Origin of the sequence: Enterococcus xiangfangensis (genome assembly GCF_005405365.1) — a bacterium.
GTDB lineage: Bacteria > Bacillota > Bacilli > Lactobacillales > Enterococcaceae > Enterococcus_A > Enterococcus_A xiangfangensis.
The window spans coordinates 1-15,600 of record NZ_BJDX01000008.1; the positions used below are offsets into that span (position 1 = coordinate 1).

At 40.5% G+C, this 15,600-nt stretch carries 14 protein-coding genes and 1 tRNA gene; 5 read left to right on the forward strand and 10 right to left on the reverse strand.

Annotation, left to right across the window (positions count from 1 at the left end):
- The first annotated feature begins 51 nt into the window (after positions 1-51).
- Positions 52-1,362: a helix-turn-helix domain-containing protein gene (locus tag FFM68_RS09945; protein WP_167483479.1), complete on the forward strand. Its 1,311-nt coding sequence runs from the start codon at positions 52-54 to the stop codon at positions 1,360-1,362.
- Positions 1,363-1,625: 263 nt separating this feature from the next.
- Here FFM68_RS09945 and FFM68_RS09950 read toward each other — a convergent pair.
- Positions 1,626-1,697 (reverse strand) — tRNA-Glu (locus tag FFM68_RS09950).
- A gap of 234 nt (positions 1,698-1,931) precedes the next feature.
- On the opposite strand from FFM68_RS09950, the gene FFM68_RS09955 reads away from it, so the two are divergent.
- The 4 genes from FFM68_RS09955 to FFM68_RS09970 all read left to right on the forward strand — a co-directional run bounded on the left by FFM68_RS09955 (position 1,932) and on the right by FFM68_RS09970 (position 6,404).
- Positions 1,932-2,561: a helix-turn-helix transcriptional regulator gene (locus tag FFM68_RS09955; protein ID WP_137608730.1), complete on the forward strand. Its 630-nt coding sequence runs from the start codon at positions 1,932-1,934 to the stop codon at positions 2,559-2,561.
- Between the two features lie 12 nt (positions 2,562-2,573).
- Positions 2,574-3,386, forward strand: a complete 813-nt coding sequence (locus FFM68_RS09960; RefSeq protein WP_137619192.1) for a pyruvate, water dikinase regulatory protein — start codon at positions 2,574-2,576, stop codon at positions 3,384-3,386.
- Between the two features lie 74 nt (positions 3,387-3,460).
- On the forward strand, positions 3,461-5,413 hold the full coding sequence (locus tag FFM68_RS09965) for a fructose-1,6-bisphosphatase (protein WP_137619193.1): 1,953 nt from the start codon (positions 3,461-3,463) through the stop codon (positions 5,411-5,413).
- A 49-nt stretch (positions 5,414-5,462) separates the two neighbouring features.
- Positions 5,463-6,404: an AEC family transporter gene (locus FFM68_RS09970; protein WP_137619194.1), complete on the forward strand. Its 942-nt coding sequence runs from the start codon at positions 5,463-5,465 to the stop codon at positions 6,402-6,404.
- Between the two features lie 148 nt (positions 6,405-6,552).
- On the opposite strand, the gene glyS is transcribed toward FFM68_RS09970, so the two are convergent.
- The 9 genes from glyS to hisC form a co-directional block, all read right to left on the reverse strand.
- Positions 6,553-8,631 carry a glycine--tRNA ligase subunit beta gene (glyS, locus tag FFM68_RS09975; RefSeq protein WP_137619195.1) on the reverse strand — a complete coding sequence of 693 codons (2,079 nt, stop codon included), beginning with the start codon at positions 8,629-8,631 and terminating at the stop codon, positions 6,553-6,555.
- 1 nt (position 8,632) lies between these two features.
- Positions 8,633-9,520 carry a glycine--tRNA ligase subunit alpha gene (gene glyQ / locus FFM68_RS09980; protein ID WP_137619196.1) on the reverse strand — a complete coding sequence of 296 codons (888 nt, stop codon included), beginning with the start codon at positions 9,518-9,520 and terminating at the stop codon, positions 8,633-8,635.
- Positions 9,521-9,872: 352 nt separating this feature from the next.
- Complete coding sequence (locus FFM68_RS09985; protein WP_137619197.1) at positions 9,873-10,700, reverse strand: histidinol-phosphatase; 828 nt, start codon at positions 10,698-10,700, stop codon at positions 9,873-9,875.
- Positions 10,701-10,792: 92 nt separating this feature from the next.
- Positions 10,793-11,425 (reverse strand): bifunctional phosphoribosyl-AMP cyclohydrolase/phosphoribosyl-ATP diphosphatase HisIE, encoded by a 633-nt coding sequence (gene hisIE, locus FFM68_RS09990; RefSeq protein WP_137619198.1) that lies wholly within the window; start codon positions 11,423-11,425, stop codon positions 10,793-10,795.
- 109 nt (positions 11,426-11,534) lie between these two features.
- Positions 11,535-12,293 carry an imidazole glycerol phosphate synthase subunit HisF gene (hisF, locus tag FFM68_RS09995; RefSeq protein ID WP_137619199.1) on the reverse strand — a complete coding sequence of 253 codons (759 nt, stop codon included), beginning with the start codon at positions 12,291-12,293 and terminating at the stop codon, positions 11,535-11,537.
- A gap of 130 nt (positions 12,294-12,423) precedes the next feature.
- Complete coding sequence (gene hisA, locus FFM68_RS10000) at positions 12,424-13,143, reverse strand: 1-(5-phosphoribosyl)-5-[(5-phosphoribosylamino)methylideneamino]imidazole-4-carboxamide isomerase (protein ID WP_137619200.1); 720 nt, start codon at positions 13,141-13,143, stop codon at positions 12,424-12,426.
- Positions 13,140-13,766, reverse strand: coding sequence for an imidazole glycerol phosphate synthase subunit HisH (gene hisH / locus FFM68_RS10005; protein WP_137619201.1), 627 nt, complete (start codon positions 13,764-13,766; stop codon positions 13,140-13,142). Before hisH ends, hisA begins: the two co-directional genes overlap by 4 nt.
- Before the next feature lie 132 nt (positions 13,767-13,898).
- Positions 13,899-14,492 (reverse strand): imidazoleglycerol-phosphate dehydratase HisB, encoded by a 594-nt coding sequence (gene hisB, locus FFM68_RS10010; RefSeq protein ID WP_137619202.1) that lies wholly within the window; start codon positions 14,490-14,492, stop codon positions 13,899-13,901.
- The gene (hisC, locus tag FFM68_RS10015; RefSeq protein ID WP_137619203.1) at positions 14,489-15,547 is read right to left on the reverse strand and encodes a histidinol-phosphate transaminase; all 1,059 of its coding nucleotides are present in this window, start codon (positions 15,545-15,547) and stop codon (positions 14,489-14,491) included. Before hisC ends, hisB begins: the two co-directional genes overlap by 4 nt.
- Positions 15,548-15,600: the final 53 nt, after the last annotated feature.

Genomic DNA, 15,600 nt, shown 5'->3' on the forward strand with positions numbered 1-15,600 from the left:
TCCTTGTTAAATTCATTTTAACTTGAATTCAACAAGGGGTGCTTTTTTATTTTGTCTCAGGTTATTGGGTCAGTTCCGTTCCCTTATGATCAATATTTTGCTTTTTTAGTCTATCAAGGCGTGCCTCATCAATGCTTGCTTTATCTATTGGAACATCCGCAAAAAGATTTAAAGACATTTTGTCAATCTCATTATGTCAGCATTGCTTCGTGTATGCGGCATCTCCAACCACTCGCAGAGTATGTTCAGCAATTTGGATTGACTTTCAATCGCAGCCAACTCTCCCTAAAAGGTGATGAGCGTTTGATTCGAATCACTTTATTCAATCTTATTTGGGCGATTTCAAAAGGAAGCGAACCGTTGTTCCAACATTTCCAATCAGGAGAATTAACAACTACGTTAGCTGCTTTGAGCCAAGAGATCCCCTTAGGACGGGACTACGTTGGGACAAAAGAAATTTATCTATTTGTTGAGATTACGTATCTACGCACAAAAGCTGGTTTCTATGTTGAAGACGACGAACGCTACGATGCCGTTTTTTCCAAAAAAAGTGCGATGCCGCTGGACGCACTGGAACATTTTTTTCCTGTTTCAAAAGAGCAACTGTATGCAGAATATCGTTTTTTACAATTTATGCATTACTACGCGCCTACCTATACTGGGGTCGATGATCCGCGTTTGCCGATGATCCAAAAATATCTCACTGAAAAAAATTCATTATCAACTATTTTGCTGAGTTTTGAAGCATTTTGGGAAAAAGCAATCATTCGCGGCGATACAGGTCTCTTGAAAAAAAATTCCGATATTCACGGGAATTTGCACAATGTATTAGTCTGTTACTATATTTTTCCCCAACGTATTCCGACATTGTTTAATCTTTTGGTCTATTTTCGTCAAAGTCCTTCTATTCATTACGACTATCTTCAGCAAAAAATCACGCGATTTTTTACACGATTTAGTAAGCGGCACGGATTTGAATGGTTGAAAGGTTGTCAAAATTGTTTGATCGATCTATTCACTTGGCTGACTTTGACCTACTTTGAATCTGCTGGTCAGCAGCAGCCTTTGATTGTCTCTCTAATCGTAGAATCTAACCAGCTGTTTCGCCAAGACATCACACAACGGCTGAAGGATCTTTCATTCATCAAATTAGTCCCATTTTCGATCCACGACATGGCAGACTATGATTTTCTGATTTGTTCTTCGGCATTACTGCTCCCAAAAGATAATTCTTTGCCCTATTTTGTTTTTAACTTATTCAGTAAAAACACTGATCACATTGCGTTGTATCGTACTTTACGAAAACATCACCAACAAAAAAATATTTCTTATCTTCTTCAGGTAGAAGAACTTGCTTTTTAATAAAAACCACTAATCTGATGAGTTTCTTCCTTGAGGTATAAAAATTGATAAAATTTGATCGTGCTTCTATATTGTACTGGCAAAAATCACTAGTGATTTTCTGTCAGTATTTTTTTTAATCTGAAAATAGCTGATTTTTTTATTATTGACTATCCCCCGGAAAATTTCTGCCCACGTTTCTGCCCACGCGGAGAAAAGATGGCAAAAAAATAGAGTTAATCGCCGGTCTAAAAAGACTGGCCTATCAACTCTGAATAACTTTATAACCTGTACGGGATTTGAACCCGTGCCTCCGCGCTGAGAACGCGGCGTCTTGACCCCTTGACTAACAGGTTGTCATTTATCAACAAAATGTATTATACTGCTAAATTCATTTTTTAGAAAGGATTTTCGCTTTATTTTTTTGAAGAATCAAATATGTGTTTATTTAATCATTCATGTTGTTTATATAGTTTTTACGTGTATAATAGAATGTGTATTCAAACGTTCGGCTTTTTTAAGCTATTCGTTTGGACTGTTACCGAAAAATTTAATTCCTTTTTCTAAGGAGTGCATTACTAGGAGGACCTATGAATCTATCACAAAGGCAAGAGAAAATCATTGAGGTCGTCAAACGCGATCAACCACTAAGCGGCGAAAAAATCGCTGATCACTTAGGAATCTCACATGCTACCTTACGAACCGACCTTTCCTTCTTGACTATGGCGGGTATTTTAGAAGCCAGCCCTAAAGTCGGTTACACTTACACCGGTGTGGGCATCGAGCAGTTTTTATTTGATAAAATCTTTTCTGTCAAAGTTGAAGAAATTATGCTGTCACCGTTACTGACACCACAAGATACTTCGATCCATGACGCGATTACTAATATGTTTATGTATGATGTTGGTTCGATTTATGTGACCGATAAAGATCAACATCTTGTTGGCTTATTATCACGTAAAGATTTATTGCGAGCTTCATTGAACAGCAATTTGCAAAGTACACCCGTAGCAGTCGTGATGACGCGCGCGCCGCATCTGCAAACTTGTACAAAAGATTATACGATCTTAGAAGCGGGTGCTGTCTTACTTGATTATCAAGTCGATTCACTACCGGTGGTCAGCGAAGAGGATCCAAAAAAAGTTATCGGAAAAATTACAAAATCTCGAATCTTCAATTACATTATGCAGCAAGCAAAACAAACGGAAACCAATCGATAGGAGTAAAAAATAATGAAAAAAAGTGTACCTCTATATATGATCTCTGATTCAGTCGGCGAAACGTCGCTTAAATTAGTCAATGCCGCAGCAGCACAATTTCCTACGGTGGATTTTGATTTGTCTTACCGCTTCCCTTTTACCAAAGATGAAGACGAATTAACAAGCATTTTAAGCGATGCCTTAAAAGACAGTGCGATCGTAGTGACTACTTTAGTCAGCGACAATCTTACTAAAATCATCGAAGACTTTGGTGAACGGACAGGATTGCAGTATATCAATTTGATGAGTCCATTTATGGAGATCGTCCATCAAAAAACTGGCGTTGCGCCATTGCAACAAGCCGGTGTGGTGCATAAATTAAATCAAGAATATTTTGATCGCGTAGCAGCGATTGAATTTGCCGTAAAATACGATGACGGCAAGGATGCTAAAGGATTTTTAGAAGCTGATCTTGTTTTACTGGGAATCTCACGGACTTCTAAAACACCTTTGAGTATGTATTTAGCAAACAAACGAATCAAAGTAGCGAACCTACCGCTAATCCCAGAAGTACCTCTACCTGAACAGATCAAAGCCGTACCAAAAGAAAAACTTGTCGGTCTGATGATTGAGCCAGAAGTTCAGAAAAAAATCCGCATGAGTCGTTTAAATTCTTTAGGTCTAGCTGAAAATTCTCGCTACTCAGATATCAATCGGATCAAAGAAGAAGCCGATTATGCATTAAGAATTTATGATGAACTAGGCGCGTTTACACTCGATGTTACTGACAAATCAATCGAAGAATCTGCGACACTGATTTGCGAATATTTGGATAACTCGTTATAAAGTGTCTAATTTTCAAAAATGATCAGCCTTTTCAATCTGCACGTGCTAAATCAATCTGAATAAGGAGTGCCTGTATGCTATCGACCCGTGAAAAGTATTATCAAATGTTGGAAAAAGAATTTAGTACCAAAGAAGCAATCATGACTGAGTTAGTCAACTTAGAAGCCATCATGCATCTGCCAAAAGGAACCGAACTTTACATCAGTGATATTCATGGGGAGTTCGCTGCCTTTGATCACATCTTGCGCACTGGCGCCGGCAATATCAAAGAAAAAATCAGCTTGCTTTTTGGTGACCGCTTAACAGAACACGAGAAGGACAAATTGACGATTCTAGTTGCTTATCCACAACAAGCATTGTCAGACGAAGACTTCTATGCTTATCGTGATTGTTCATGGTATCGGAAAAAGATCCGACAATTATTGGAATTGCTGGCTTTTTGTTCAACAAAATATACACGTTCAAAAGTTCGGAAAGCGCTACCGAAACAATACACGTATATTATTGAAGAACTGATGTACACCGATACGAATTACACGGATAAAGCCGCTTACTTTGATCAGATCCTAGCCCACTTACTAGATTTGGAGCAAGGCAAACCATTTATCATCGCTTTGTGTCAAAGTATCCAGCGTTTGGTGCTTGATCATCTTCATGTGGTCGGCGATATTTTTGATCGTGGGCCCGCTGCTGATAAAATCATGGATACTTTGTGCCAGCACCCTTCTGTCGATGTCCAATGGGGCAACCACGATATTTTGTGGATGGGCGCTTATGCCGGATCCCGTGCTTGCTTGATGACCTTGTTGCGAATCGCTGCCCGTTATAATTATCTATATGAGATTGAACAGGCCTATGCATTGAATCTCCGGCCGTTATTCATGTACGCAGAAGAGCATTATCAAAAAAATCCAATTTTTACGCCAAAAGAAAAAAATAGCGGAGAAAGTTATTCAATCGAAAGTTTAGACAGTTTGGAAAAAGTCCACCAAGCGTTGTCAGTTATTCAGTTTAAATTAGAAGGTCAATTAATCAAACGACATCCTGAATTTCAAATGAATGATCGGCTGCTGCTGGAAAAAATCAACTTCGAGCAAGAAACGATTCGGTTAGCTGAAAAAGAGTACCCATTACAAGGCAGCTGCTTCCAAACGATCCAAAAAGATGTCCATGCGCTCACAGAGCAAGAGGAATATGTAGTAGATACATTACTGGCTTCTTTCCAGCAATCAACAAAAATGCAAGAACACATGCAGCTGTTGTTAGACAAAGGTTCAATGTATTTAGTTTATAACCAGCATCTTCTATTTCATGGCTGTCTGCCTTTAAAAGCTGATGGAAGTTTTCTGCCATTGACTGTTGCCGGCAAAGATTACAGCGGAAAAGATCTTTTGAACTTTTTTGAAGAACAGATCCGTTCTGGCTGTCAAAGTCAGAAAAAAGACAGTTCAGCCGCTGATTGGATCTGGTATTGTTGGACTGGAAAAGTTTCGCCTCAGTTTGGTAAAAGTGCTATGACTACTTTCGAACGCTACTTTATCGCTGATAAAAAGACGCATAAAGAAATCAAGAATCCGTACTATCAATTTCGCGATACCCATGAGACTTGTCAGATGATCTTAGAAGAATTTGCTTTATATTCTCCCCATTCTCGAATCATCAACGGCCACACGCCGGTGAAGGTCAAAGGCGGCGAATCGCCGATCAAAGGCGAAGGTATGTTGTTTGTAATCGATGGCGGACTTTCTAAAGCTTATCAAAAGACGACGGGTATTGCCGGTTACTCATTACTAAATAATTCTTACGGCTTCCAATTGGTCACTCATGATCCTTTTGAATCCGTTGAGGATCTATTAGCCAGACAAGTAGACGAAACTTCTTTGAAACGTGTGATCGATAAAGATTTGACCCGCGTCCTCATCAAAGATACGACTGTTGGTGACAGTCTCGAAGAACAAATCGAAAATTTAACAGGCTTACTGAATTATCAAGATAGAAATGAACATACGGGCGTCATCAGTGATTGATGACACCCGTTTTTTTCTGTATAGTAGACAGTAGACTTGGGGTGAAAAAATGATTTCTGCGTATATCAATATCCTTTTTATTTTTGTTTTAATGTTTATTGGCTATGTTTTGACCTATAAACAGTGGTTCACAAATCAAATCGGCGACGCCTTTTCAAAATTAGTTTTACAGATTGCCTTACCTTGCAATATGTTTTTGACGATCACTAAAAATTTTTCCCGCTCTGAATTTCTGCATCTTGTTGGCGGAATGGTGATCCCGCTTCTTTCGATGCTGCTGACTTTTGTGATCAGTTTTGTCTATCGACAGATTTTTCACATCTCACCGGCTCGTAAAGGGATTTTTTCTACAATGTTCACTTGTTCCAATACAATCTTTATCGGTTTGCCCATCAATTTGGCGATCTTTGGTGAACGGGCGGTTCCTTATGTCTTGCTGTATTACATCGTCAATACAACAATTTTTTGGACACTGGGAATTTATTTCATCGCTCGTGATAACCCGCAGATCGAACAAGCAACAGTCAATTTCCATTTGATTCCGATTTTAAAGAAAATTTTTTCGCCGGCACTTTTAGGTTTCTTGCTTGGTTTATGTATGGTTTTGATAAATCTGACCGTGCCAACTTCCATCGAAACTTTTTTAGCCTATCTCGCGAATTTGACAACTCCTTTGTCGATGTTTGTAATTGGAATCATTGTCTACAATGTCGGCATCAAAAATCTGAAACTAAACAAAGATATTCTCGGTGTGCTCATCGGGCGCTATCTGATCTCGCCTTTGATCGTATGGTCATTAGGACAATGGATCAGCGTGCCACCTCTGATGCTTTCTGTTTTTATCATTCAATCAGCTATGCCCGTCCAAAATTCTGTCCCAATCTTGGCTCGTTCTTATGAAGCCGATCAAAAATTCGCCGCGTCATCCTTAGGCTATTCTGTCTTACTTTATCTCGCCTACATCCCGCTATTATTAAAATTGATCCTATAATAAAAAACCTTTGAGTTTGCACTCAAAGGTTTTTTATTATGGCACTATTTTCGTAAGCCATTCCATTCATCGCTTTTTTAAATTTGAATCTGTTTTTTATTTCTTTATGTTGATTCAATAATTGTAAATCAGCGGTGATCGATTTTTCTTATTTCGTAATGATCTTATCGATACTTGCTAAAGCATTAGCCATTCGCGTGATGATTGCTAATTGATTCAAGCGATTGTCGCGAATTTTCTCGTCTTCGACCATGATCATCGTGTCGTTGAAATAACGTTCAATCACAGGACGTAAGTTCGTCAAAGTTTGGTAATTTTCGGCCATACTTTGATTTGCAAATTCATCTTCAGCTTCTTTTACTGCGGCATAAAGCTCTTTTTCGCTGTCATTTTCAAATAACTGAGGATCTACCTTGAAATCAATTGCGGACGGTTCCATCTTCTTCGTCAAATTAATGACCCGCGTCAAAGCTTCCATCGTCTCTTTAAAATGTTCATCCGATAAATGTTGATCAAAGATCTGAGCTGTTTTGAAAATTTGTACTAAATCATCTTGGCGTGACTCTACTACTGCATCGATGATATCGTGACGGACGTTATAGATTTGGAGACGTTGACGGATCCGACCTTTAAAGAACTCGATAAATTCTTTTTGGTCACGATTGAATTGGATGCCATAATCTAAGACATCGTCATTAATGGCATCAACGATCGCCCCTTGCATATCGGTGAACGGGAACGTCCAGCCTTGTGCTTCGACAATCCGAATGATCCCGTAAGTTTGACGACGCAATGCATAAGGGTCATTTGAACCGCTTGGGATCATGCCTGCCGCGAAGAAGCCTAATACACTGTCCAGTTTATCTGCAATCGCTAAAACCGCTCCAATCGCTGTTTTTGGCAATTCACCATCAGATGAAGTAGGTAAATAATGTTCACGGATCGCTGTAGCAACAGCCGGTGTCTCACCTTTTAATAAGGCATATTTTTCTCCCATGATTCCTTGTAATTCAGGAAATTCCCCGATCATATTCGTAACTAGATCAAATTTATAGATTTCTGACGCGCGTTTCGAAGTCGTTAAGTCTTCTTCACTCAAACCAACCCGTTGACCAATTACTTGACTAATCAAACCAACTCGCTGCATTTTTTCATACATACTGCCGATTTTTTCATGGAAAGTCACATTTTTTAATTTTTCGACGCAGTCTTCGATCGATAATTTTTTATCTTCTTCAAAGAAAAATTCGCCGTCTTCTAAACGAGCCGCTAACACTTTCTGGTTTCCTTTAGCGACATTGTCTAATTTCACACTGTTACCGTTGCGGACAGAAATAAAATGCGGCAATAACATTCCTGCTTGGTTGCGGACTTCAAAGTAACGTTGATGTTCTTTCATTGAAGTAACTAAAACTTCTTCTGGTATCGATAAGAAACGTTCTTCAAAATCACCGACAAAAGCGGTTGGGTATTCTACTAAGTTGGTTACTTCTTCTAACAACTCAGCATCAAGATCGATGACCCAGTTATTTTTTCCAGCGATTGCTTCGATTTGTTCCACGATCATTTGTTGGCGTTTATATGCGTCGGCAATTACGAATTGTTCTGCTAACTTGTCTTCATAGTCACTCGGATTTGCAAGCTCGATTTGATTGCCTAAGAAACGATGGCCTTCTGTCGTCCGTCCTGTTTGAACATCCAATAATTCAAAGGGGATGACTTCATCATCTAATAAAGCTATGATCCAATGAATCGGACGGATGTATTCAAACATCGTGTCGCCCCAATGCATCATAGTCGGAAAGGTCATACTTTTGACAACGTCTAATAGTCCAGTCAAGACTTCTTTGCTTTCTTTTCCGTGAATATATTTTGTAACATAGACATATTCGACACCGTTCAACTCACGAAATGTGATGGCATCCGTCGTCAATCCTTGGCCACGAACAAATCCTTCGGCCGCTTTACTCCAGTTGCCTTCAGCATCTAGTGCAATTTTTTTTGCAGGACCTTTGACTTCTTCTTGTACATCTTCTTGTCGATCAGGAATATTAGTTACCCGGATTGCTAACCGGCGCGGCGTTGAAAAGTTTTCGATCGATTCAAAGGTTAAACTGTTTTCTGCTAAAAATTTTGAGATTCTTTCTTCTAATTGTTTGATGCTTGGCCAAACCACGTGGGCTGGCATTTCTTCTAAACCAATTTCTAATAATAGATCTTTCGCCATCTTATTTGCCCTCCTGATTCAATAATGGGAAGCCTAATTTTTCACGTTCGGCCACGAAAATTTTAGCAACAGCACGCGCCATATTACGGATTCGTGCTAAGTAGCCGGCACGCTCTGTTACAGAGACTGCACCGCGAGCATCCAATAAATTGAACGTGTGGCTGCATTTTAAAATATAATCGTATGCAGGATGCACTAGATTTTCATCAATACAACGTTTGGCTTCTTTTTCAAATTTATCAAAGTTTTCTAAAAGCATTTCTTGATTGCTTTCTTCAAATGAATATTTTGAATGTTCATATTCAGGTTGTTTAAAGATTTCACCATATTTCACACCAGTGCTCCATTCCAAATCATACACACTATCGACTGATTGGATGTACGAAGCTAACCGTTCCAAGCCATAAGTCAATTCAGAAGTTACTGGACGGCATTGCAGACCACCAACTTGTTGGAAATAAGTAAACTGGGTGATTTCCATCCCATCCAACCAAACTTCCCAACCAACACCGGCACAACCCATTGAAGGATTTTCCCAGTTGTCTTCTACAAACCGAATGTCGTGTTCCAACGGATCAATTCCTAATAAGCGCAAGCTATCTAAATACAACTCTTGGATATTTTTTGGTGAAGGTTTCATCACCACTTGGAATTGATGGTGTTGATACAATCGGTTAGGATTTTCCCCATAACGTCCATCAGCGGGACGACGTGAAGGTTCCACGTAGGCTGCACGCCATGGCTCTGGACCGATTGCACGTAAAAAAGTATACGGGCTCATTGTCCCCGCTCCTTTTTCTGTATCGTAGGCTTGCATCAACATACAGCCATTGTCTGACCAAAATTTTTGCAACGTCAAAATCATTTCTTGTACCGTTAACTTGCTCATTTTATTTCCTCCTGTTTAATTACTGCTATTTATTTTTCTTTTAACTCGCAGAGCAGCTAGCTCATGACTCCACTGACCACACTAAAATAAGAAGTGGTATTCGCAAAAAAAGTCCCTATGCCGAGATTCGGCATAGGGACGTATCAACGCGGTTCCACCCTACTTCCAAGCAAAAGTGCTTGGCAGCTTTAACAAAATGTGCTCACAAACGCCAACAAAATTTGCTTTCCCGCTTGGCTTCCACTATCCCAAACTCGCTGTGCTCTTCCACAAATTTCTAAAATTGATCCTCGCACGTATTCAACTTGGTTCTATAATAGCGACACCGAACCCCTTTTGTCAAATCTTTCTCTTAATCAAAAGAAATCGGCTGAAAAATTCCATCTTTTAATTGCCTTGTTGCAGTAAAACCAATTGTTTTCAATAATTCGACTGTTTCAGAAAAATGACAAGTCAATGTCACCGTTTCATGACTGTCGCTCGTAATAATGATTGGGCATTCTCGCTGCTTCAATTGCTTCAGCAAAAAAGGATTAGGATATGGCGTCGTTCGCCAGTTGCGCGAAATGGCTCCTGTGTTGATCTCCACCATTCCGTCATACGTTTGGATGATATCGATCACATCATTTAATGCCTTCAAAGCGATTGCTTGATATTTTTCACTGTCTTCATCCAGCCAAGGCTGTTTTTCATTAAACTTCGTAATCAAATCAAAATGACCGACGATTTTCGAATGATTCTGATCGATATGCTTGACCACCGTATCATAATAATCTTGGACTAACTGCATACTATCTCCTTGATACCACTGATCCAAAGTCTGCATAAGACTTGCCGGACTTTCATCGACACTACGAAAAATTCCTTGCCGCGGCGGAAAATAATGAACGGAGCCTACAGTGTAATCATAGCCGTCCATTGGATCCGGGCTGTAATAATCCCATTCTAATCCTGAGACGATGTTCAATTGCCCTGCTAATTGCTGCTTTAATTCACGCAATGCGGCTTGATACGCTGCTTCATTTTGCACCCCCGGACAACTTGGATCAAAAGGCGCCGGCGAGTGACACGTAAATCCCAGATCCGTAAAACCTAAATCAATCGCTGCTTGCGCCATATCTGCTAAAGTGTCTTTTCCGTCACACCACGTGCTGTGGGTATGTGCATTTGAATAAAACATCGCTGATCCTCCTAGTTTAAATGAATCTTTTAATGACGTGCCTGGTATTTTTGGTGGCTAAATTTTCTACCAAACAACAATCACACTCGCGGCTACTGCATCCGTTCTTGTTTCACTTTTTTATCAACAACGTGGCGGTTTGCTAATTCTTGGCGCACTTCTGCCAAATCAATCTCTCTTTCGACCATCAATACAAGAATATGGTACACCAAATCAGAAATTTCAAAAACCGTTTCATCATGATCTTCTTTCATTGCGCCAATCACAACTTCCGTCGACTCTTCACCGACTTTTTTCAAGATTTTCTCAACGCCTTTTTCAAATAAATAACTAGTATAACTGCCTTCTTGCGGTGTTTCTTTCCGGTCTTTGACTAATTGATACAAAGTGTCGATCGTGCTAGCCGAATCTTTGCCAAACAAAACCTCATTGAAACAACTTTCTGCGCCAGTATGACAAGCCGGTCCATCCTTTTTTACTTTCGCCACTAATGCATCTTGATCACAGTCTACTTTCAGCGATACTAGATGTTGATAATTTCCACTAGTTTCGCCTTTGCGCCATAACTCTTTACGGCTGCGAGAATAAAAAGTCATCAATTGATCTTTCAATGTCAATTCATAACTTTCCTGATTCATGTAGGCCAATGTCAGCACTTCATTAGTTTCTGCATCTTGAACGATCACCGGAATCAATCCCTGATCATCAAATTTTAACTTTGCCATGTTTTTCACCCCTAGTTCAAATTAGCATCCGCCTTTTGCGAAAAATAAAAATAAATTTATTTCTAAAATTGACTGGCTTTAAGCTTCCTGTAAAAATCTTCTTAATAATCTAAACGATCCGAACGGGTATCTTTGCGGTTAGCAATTGTTTTTTTAGGTCTGGAATCTTCACTTCACCATAATGAAAAATCGAGGCCGCTAAGCCAGCTTCGATCTTCGGCAATTGAAACAAATCGATGAAATCTTCACCTTTACCAGCACCGCCAGAAGCTACGATGGGTAACGAGGTATTATTGCTGACAGCTTCCAGCAGTTCGAGATCAAACCCTCGTTTCACACCATCTGTATCCATACTGTTGATGACTAATTCACCCGCTCCCAGCTGCTCGCCTTGACGGATCCATTCCAACGCTTCCAGCCCTGTGTCCTCGCGTCCACCTTTTGCAAAAACATGCCATTGGTCACCGACACGACGAACATCTACTGATAAAACGACACACTGGCTACCGTAGCGTTTTGCACCCTCTTCGATTAACTGTGGCCGACGAAGCGCACCAGAGTTGATACTGACTTTATCCGCACCGCAATTCAAAACACGTTCAAAATCAGACAATGTATTGATCCCGCCACCGACGGTCAACGGGATGAACACTTCTGACGCCACACCTTTTAAAATATCCGTAAATAGTCCCCGCTCTTCTGCTGAAGCGGTGATGTCATAAAAGACTAGCTCATCTGCGCCTTGTTCATTGTAAAAACGCGCCAACGTCACCGGATCATTGACATCTTGCAATCCTGCAAAATTGATCCCTTTGACAACCCGGCCATCACGCACATCTAAACATGGAACGATTCGTTTTGCGATCATTGAGTGCCCTCCTCATATTATTTCTGTAAAAATACTTTTGCCTTTTTCGTAGATCTATTTGCTAAACAGTTCTGTTTCATTTCTACATTGCAAATTAGCTAACTCAGACAAATCTGGCATAGCCGAACGATTAATGCTCTTCTCTTCCTGCCGCTAAAACATCTTCTAGTTTTAACTTTTCGTTATACAACGACTTTCCGACAATCGCACCGGAAATCCCCAACTGTTTCAATCCTTCAATATCGTTCAAGGATGCTACCCCGCCAGAGGCCACGATTTCTGCCTCTAGTTGATTGAGTTTTTGATATAGCGGCAAGTTGATCCCTTCACCGGTCCCATCACGGGCAATCTCAGTAAAAATAATCGTTTCAGCTCCCCAAACAACTAATTGCTGACAAAAGTCAAACGCATCTGTCGCCGTTTTTTCCAACCAGCCTTCGACGGCGACTTTCCCATCTTTGGCATCTACGCCGATGGCAATTTTATTTCTATATTTTTTTAGCATTGCTTGTGTGAACGCAGGATTTTTTTGAGCAATCGTTCCGAGAATAACTCGATCTACACCAGCTGATAGACAATGTTTGATCGTTTCCTCATCACGAATCCCGCCACCGACTTCTACAAATAAATTTGTGTTTTCAACAATTTTTTGTGCAGTCTCAAAATAGTGCAGCTTCCCCGCTTTAGCACCATCTAGGTCAACGAGATGCAAATAATTTGCACCGGCTTGTTCAAATGCCTGGGCAAAGGCAACTGGGTCATCGCCAAAAACTTCTTTTTGCTGATAATCCCCTTGGTAGAGCCGAACGACCTTCTGGTCCAAGAGATCAATTGCTGGAAAAATTTTCATACGGGCACCTCCGTGAAAGCTTTTAAGATATTTAAACCGACCGTTCCACTTTTTTCTGGATGAAATTGTGTGCCGAAAACATTTTTGTTTTGAACGATGCCAGGGATTGAGATCCCATACTCACTGTCTGCAACTAAATGTTCTTGGCAATCTGTCGCATAATAGCTGTGGACGTAATAAACAAAATCATTTTCTCCCAATGATTTCACTAGCGGACTTTGGTGATTGTGTACGTTTAGCTTGTTCCAGCCAATCTGCGGAGCTTTTAGATCGATACTCGCTTGTTCAAACGCCCCACGCATGGAAACGATTCGTCCCGGAATCAGTCCCAATCCTGAGTGATCACCGAATTCTTCGCTTTTATCAAACAGTAGCTGCATCCCCAGACAAATTCCTAAAAAAGGTTTGCCTGACGCTGCTAACTCTTGGATGGGCTCAACTAGTGATAATTCATCAAGTTTTTTGCGTGCATCGCCGAACGCGCCGACTCCTGGCAAAATGATCCGCTCGGCGGCGGTTAATTCGGTTAGGGAACGCGTGATTTGGCATTTAACACCTAAAGATTCCAATGAACGCGCTAAACTAAACAAATTGCCAACACCGTAATCTATAATTGCTAGCATGAATTTCCTCCTTTAGAATCATTTCAACTACCTTGTGACAGAAGTACATAAATCAAAGCTGATTCATCAGTACAGTCAAAATTTTTCTACCATCGTGATTACTTATATTTAACCTAAGTTAAGCTTAGGACATCATTTAATCGTTCCTTTGGTGGATGGGATTTCATCAGGAGCTTGCTGATTGACCGCAATCGCCTCGCCTAACGCCCGACCGAACCCTTTAAAACACGCTTCAACGATATGATGACTATTTTTTCCAGCAATTTGATGCAAATGGATCGTCGCTCCTAATTCGCGCGCAAAAGCGATAAAAAATTCTTCGACTAGTTCAGTATCGAACTGCTGGCCGATTTTTTCACTAGGAATATCTAACTCGACGACCGCCATCCCACGGCCGCTGATGTCGACAGAAGTCATCACTAACGCTTCATCCATCGGCAACAACATACTGCCGTAACGTATGATCCCGCGGCGCTCTCCCAGACTTTCAGAAAAAGCCCGTCCAAGTGCGATGGCGATATCTTCTGTTGTATGATGCGCATCTACTTCAACGTCGCCATCACAAGTAAGCGCTAGATCAAAACGACCATGCCGAACGAACAATTCCAACATATGATCTAAAAAACCAATCTTTGTTTTGATCGTTTGCTGTCCAGTGCCGTCTATCGTCAATGCCAGCTGAATCTTTGTTTCAGATGTTTGGCGAATCACTTCCGCTTTTCTCATACTGTCACCTCTTCTATTATTGTTGTCAAAACGTTTATCAAACGTTCCATTTGTTCTTGTGTTCCAACCGTGATTCGTAAATACTCTTTTATACGTGGCTGGTCGAACCAGCGGACTAAAATGTTGTTTTCTCTTAAACTAGTGAACAGCTTTTCACCCGCCACTTTTGGGTGTTTCGCGAATAAAAAATTTCCTTGACTATCGGTCTGTTCAAACCCTAGTCTTGCCAACTCTTTTTTACTCCATTCTCTGACACGGATCGTTTCTTGAATTTTCTGATCTACGTAGGCTTGTTCTTGCAAAACAGCACCACCGGCTGCTTGGGACAAACTATTGACATTGTAAGGATTCAGACTGAAGCGCAAACGATTCAAGTCCGCAATCAACTCTGTATTTCCCACGCCGAAACCTAAGCGTGCACCAGCTAGTTGGCGTGACTTAGAAAACGTCCCGACTACGAACAAATTTTTATATTGATCAATTAAAGACACCATCGATTGACTACCAAAATCAGTATAGGCTTCATCCACCACAACCAAACGATCCGGATGGTGTGTTAAAAATTCGCAAATTTCTTCTTGTGCCAGATAAATTCCAGTCGGTGCGTTAGGGTTGGCAAAAATCACCGTTCCCTTCAATTCATCGTATTCACTTAGTTCCAATGAAAAATCTTTTTTCAACGGAACAATTTGTGTCTCTACTTGATAAAGATTGCTGTAGACTTGGTAAAAACCGTAAGTTACATCAGGAAAAGCAATCCCTTTTTCCGTAAATCCTTGAAAAAGATAGGAAAGCACTTCATCACTGCCATTCCCAAGAAATAGTTGTTCTTGCTTCACACCTAGGTAGTGAGCCAATGGTTTGGCAACAGTTTCGACAGCGATATCTGAATACCGATTCAATTTTTGCGCCGCTTCGCTGACTGCCTGTTGAACGCTTGGCGCGGGCGGATACGGATTCTCGTTGGTATTTAATTTGATATACACTTGTTCATCTACTTGCTCGCCTGGTGTATAGGGAGTTAACTCTTGATATTTCTGATTTAAAAAGGTCATTCTTTTCCTCCTAATTCAGCGGCATTCACAAATTTATTTTAAAAGAATCAAGT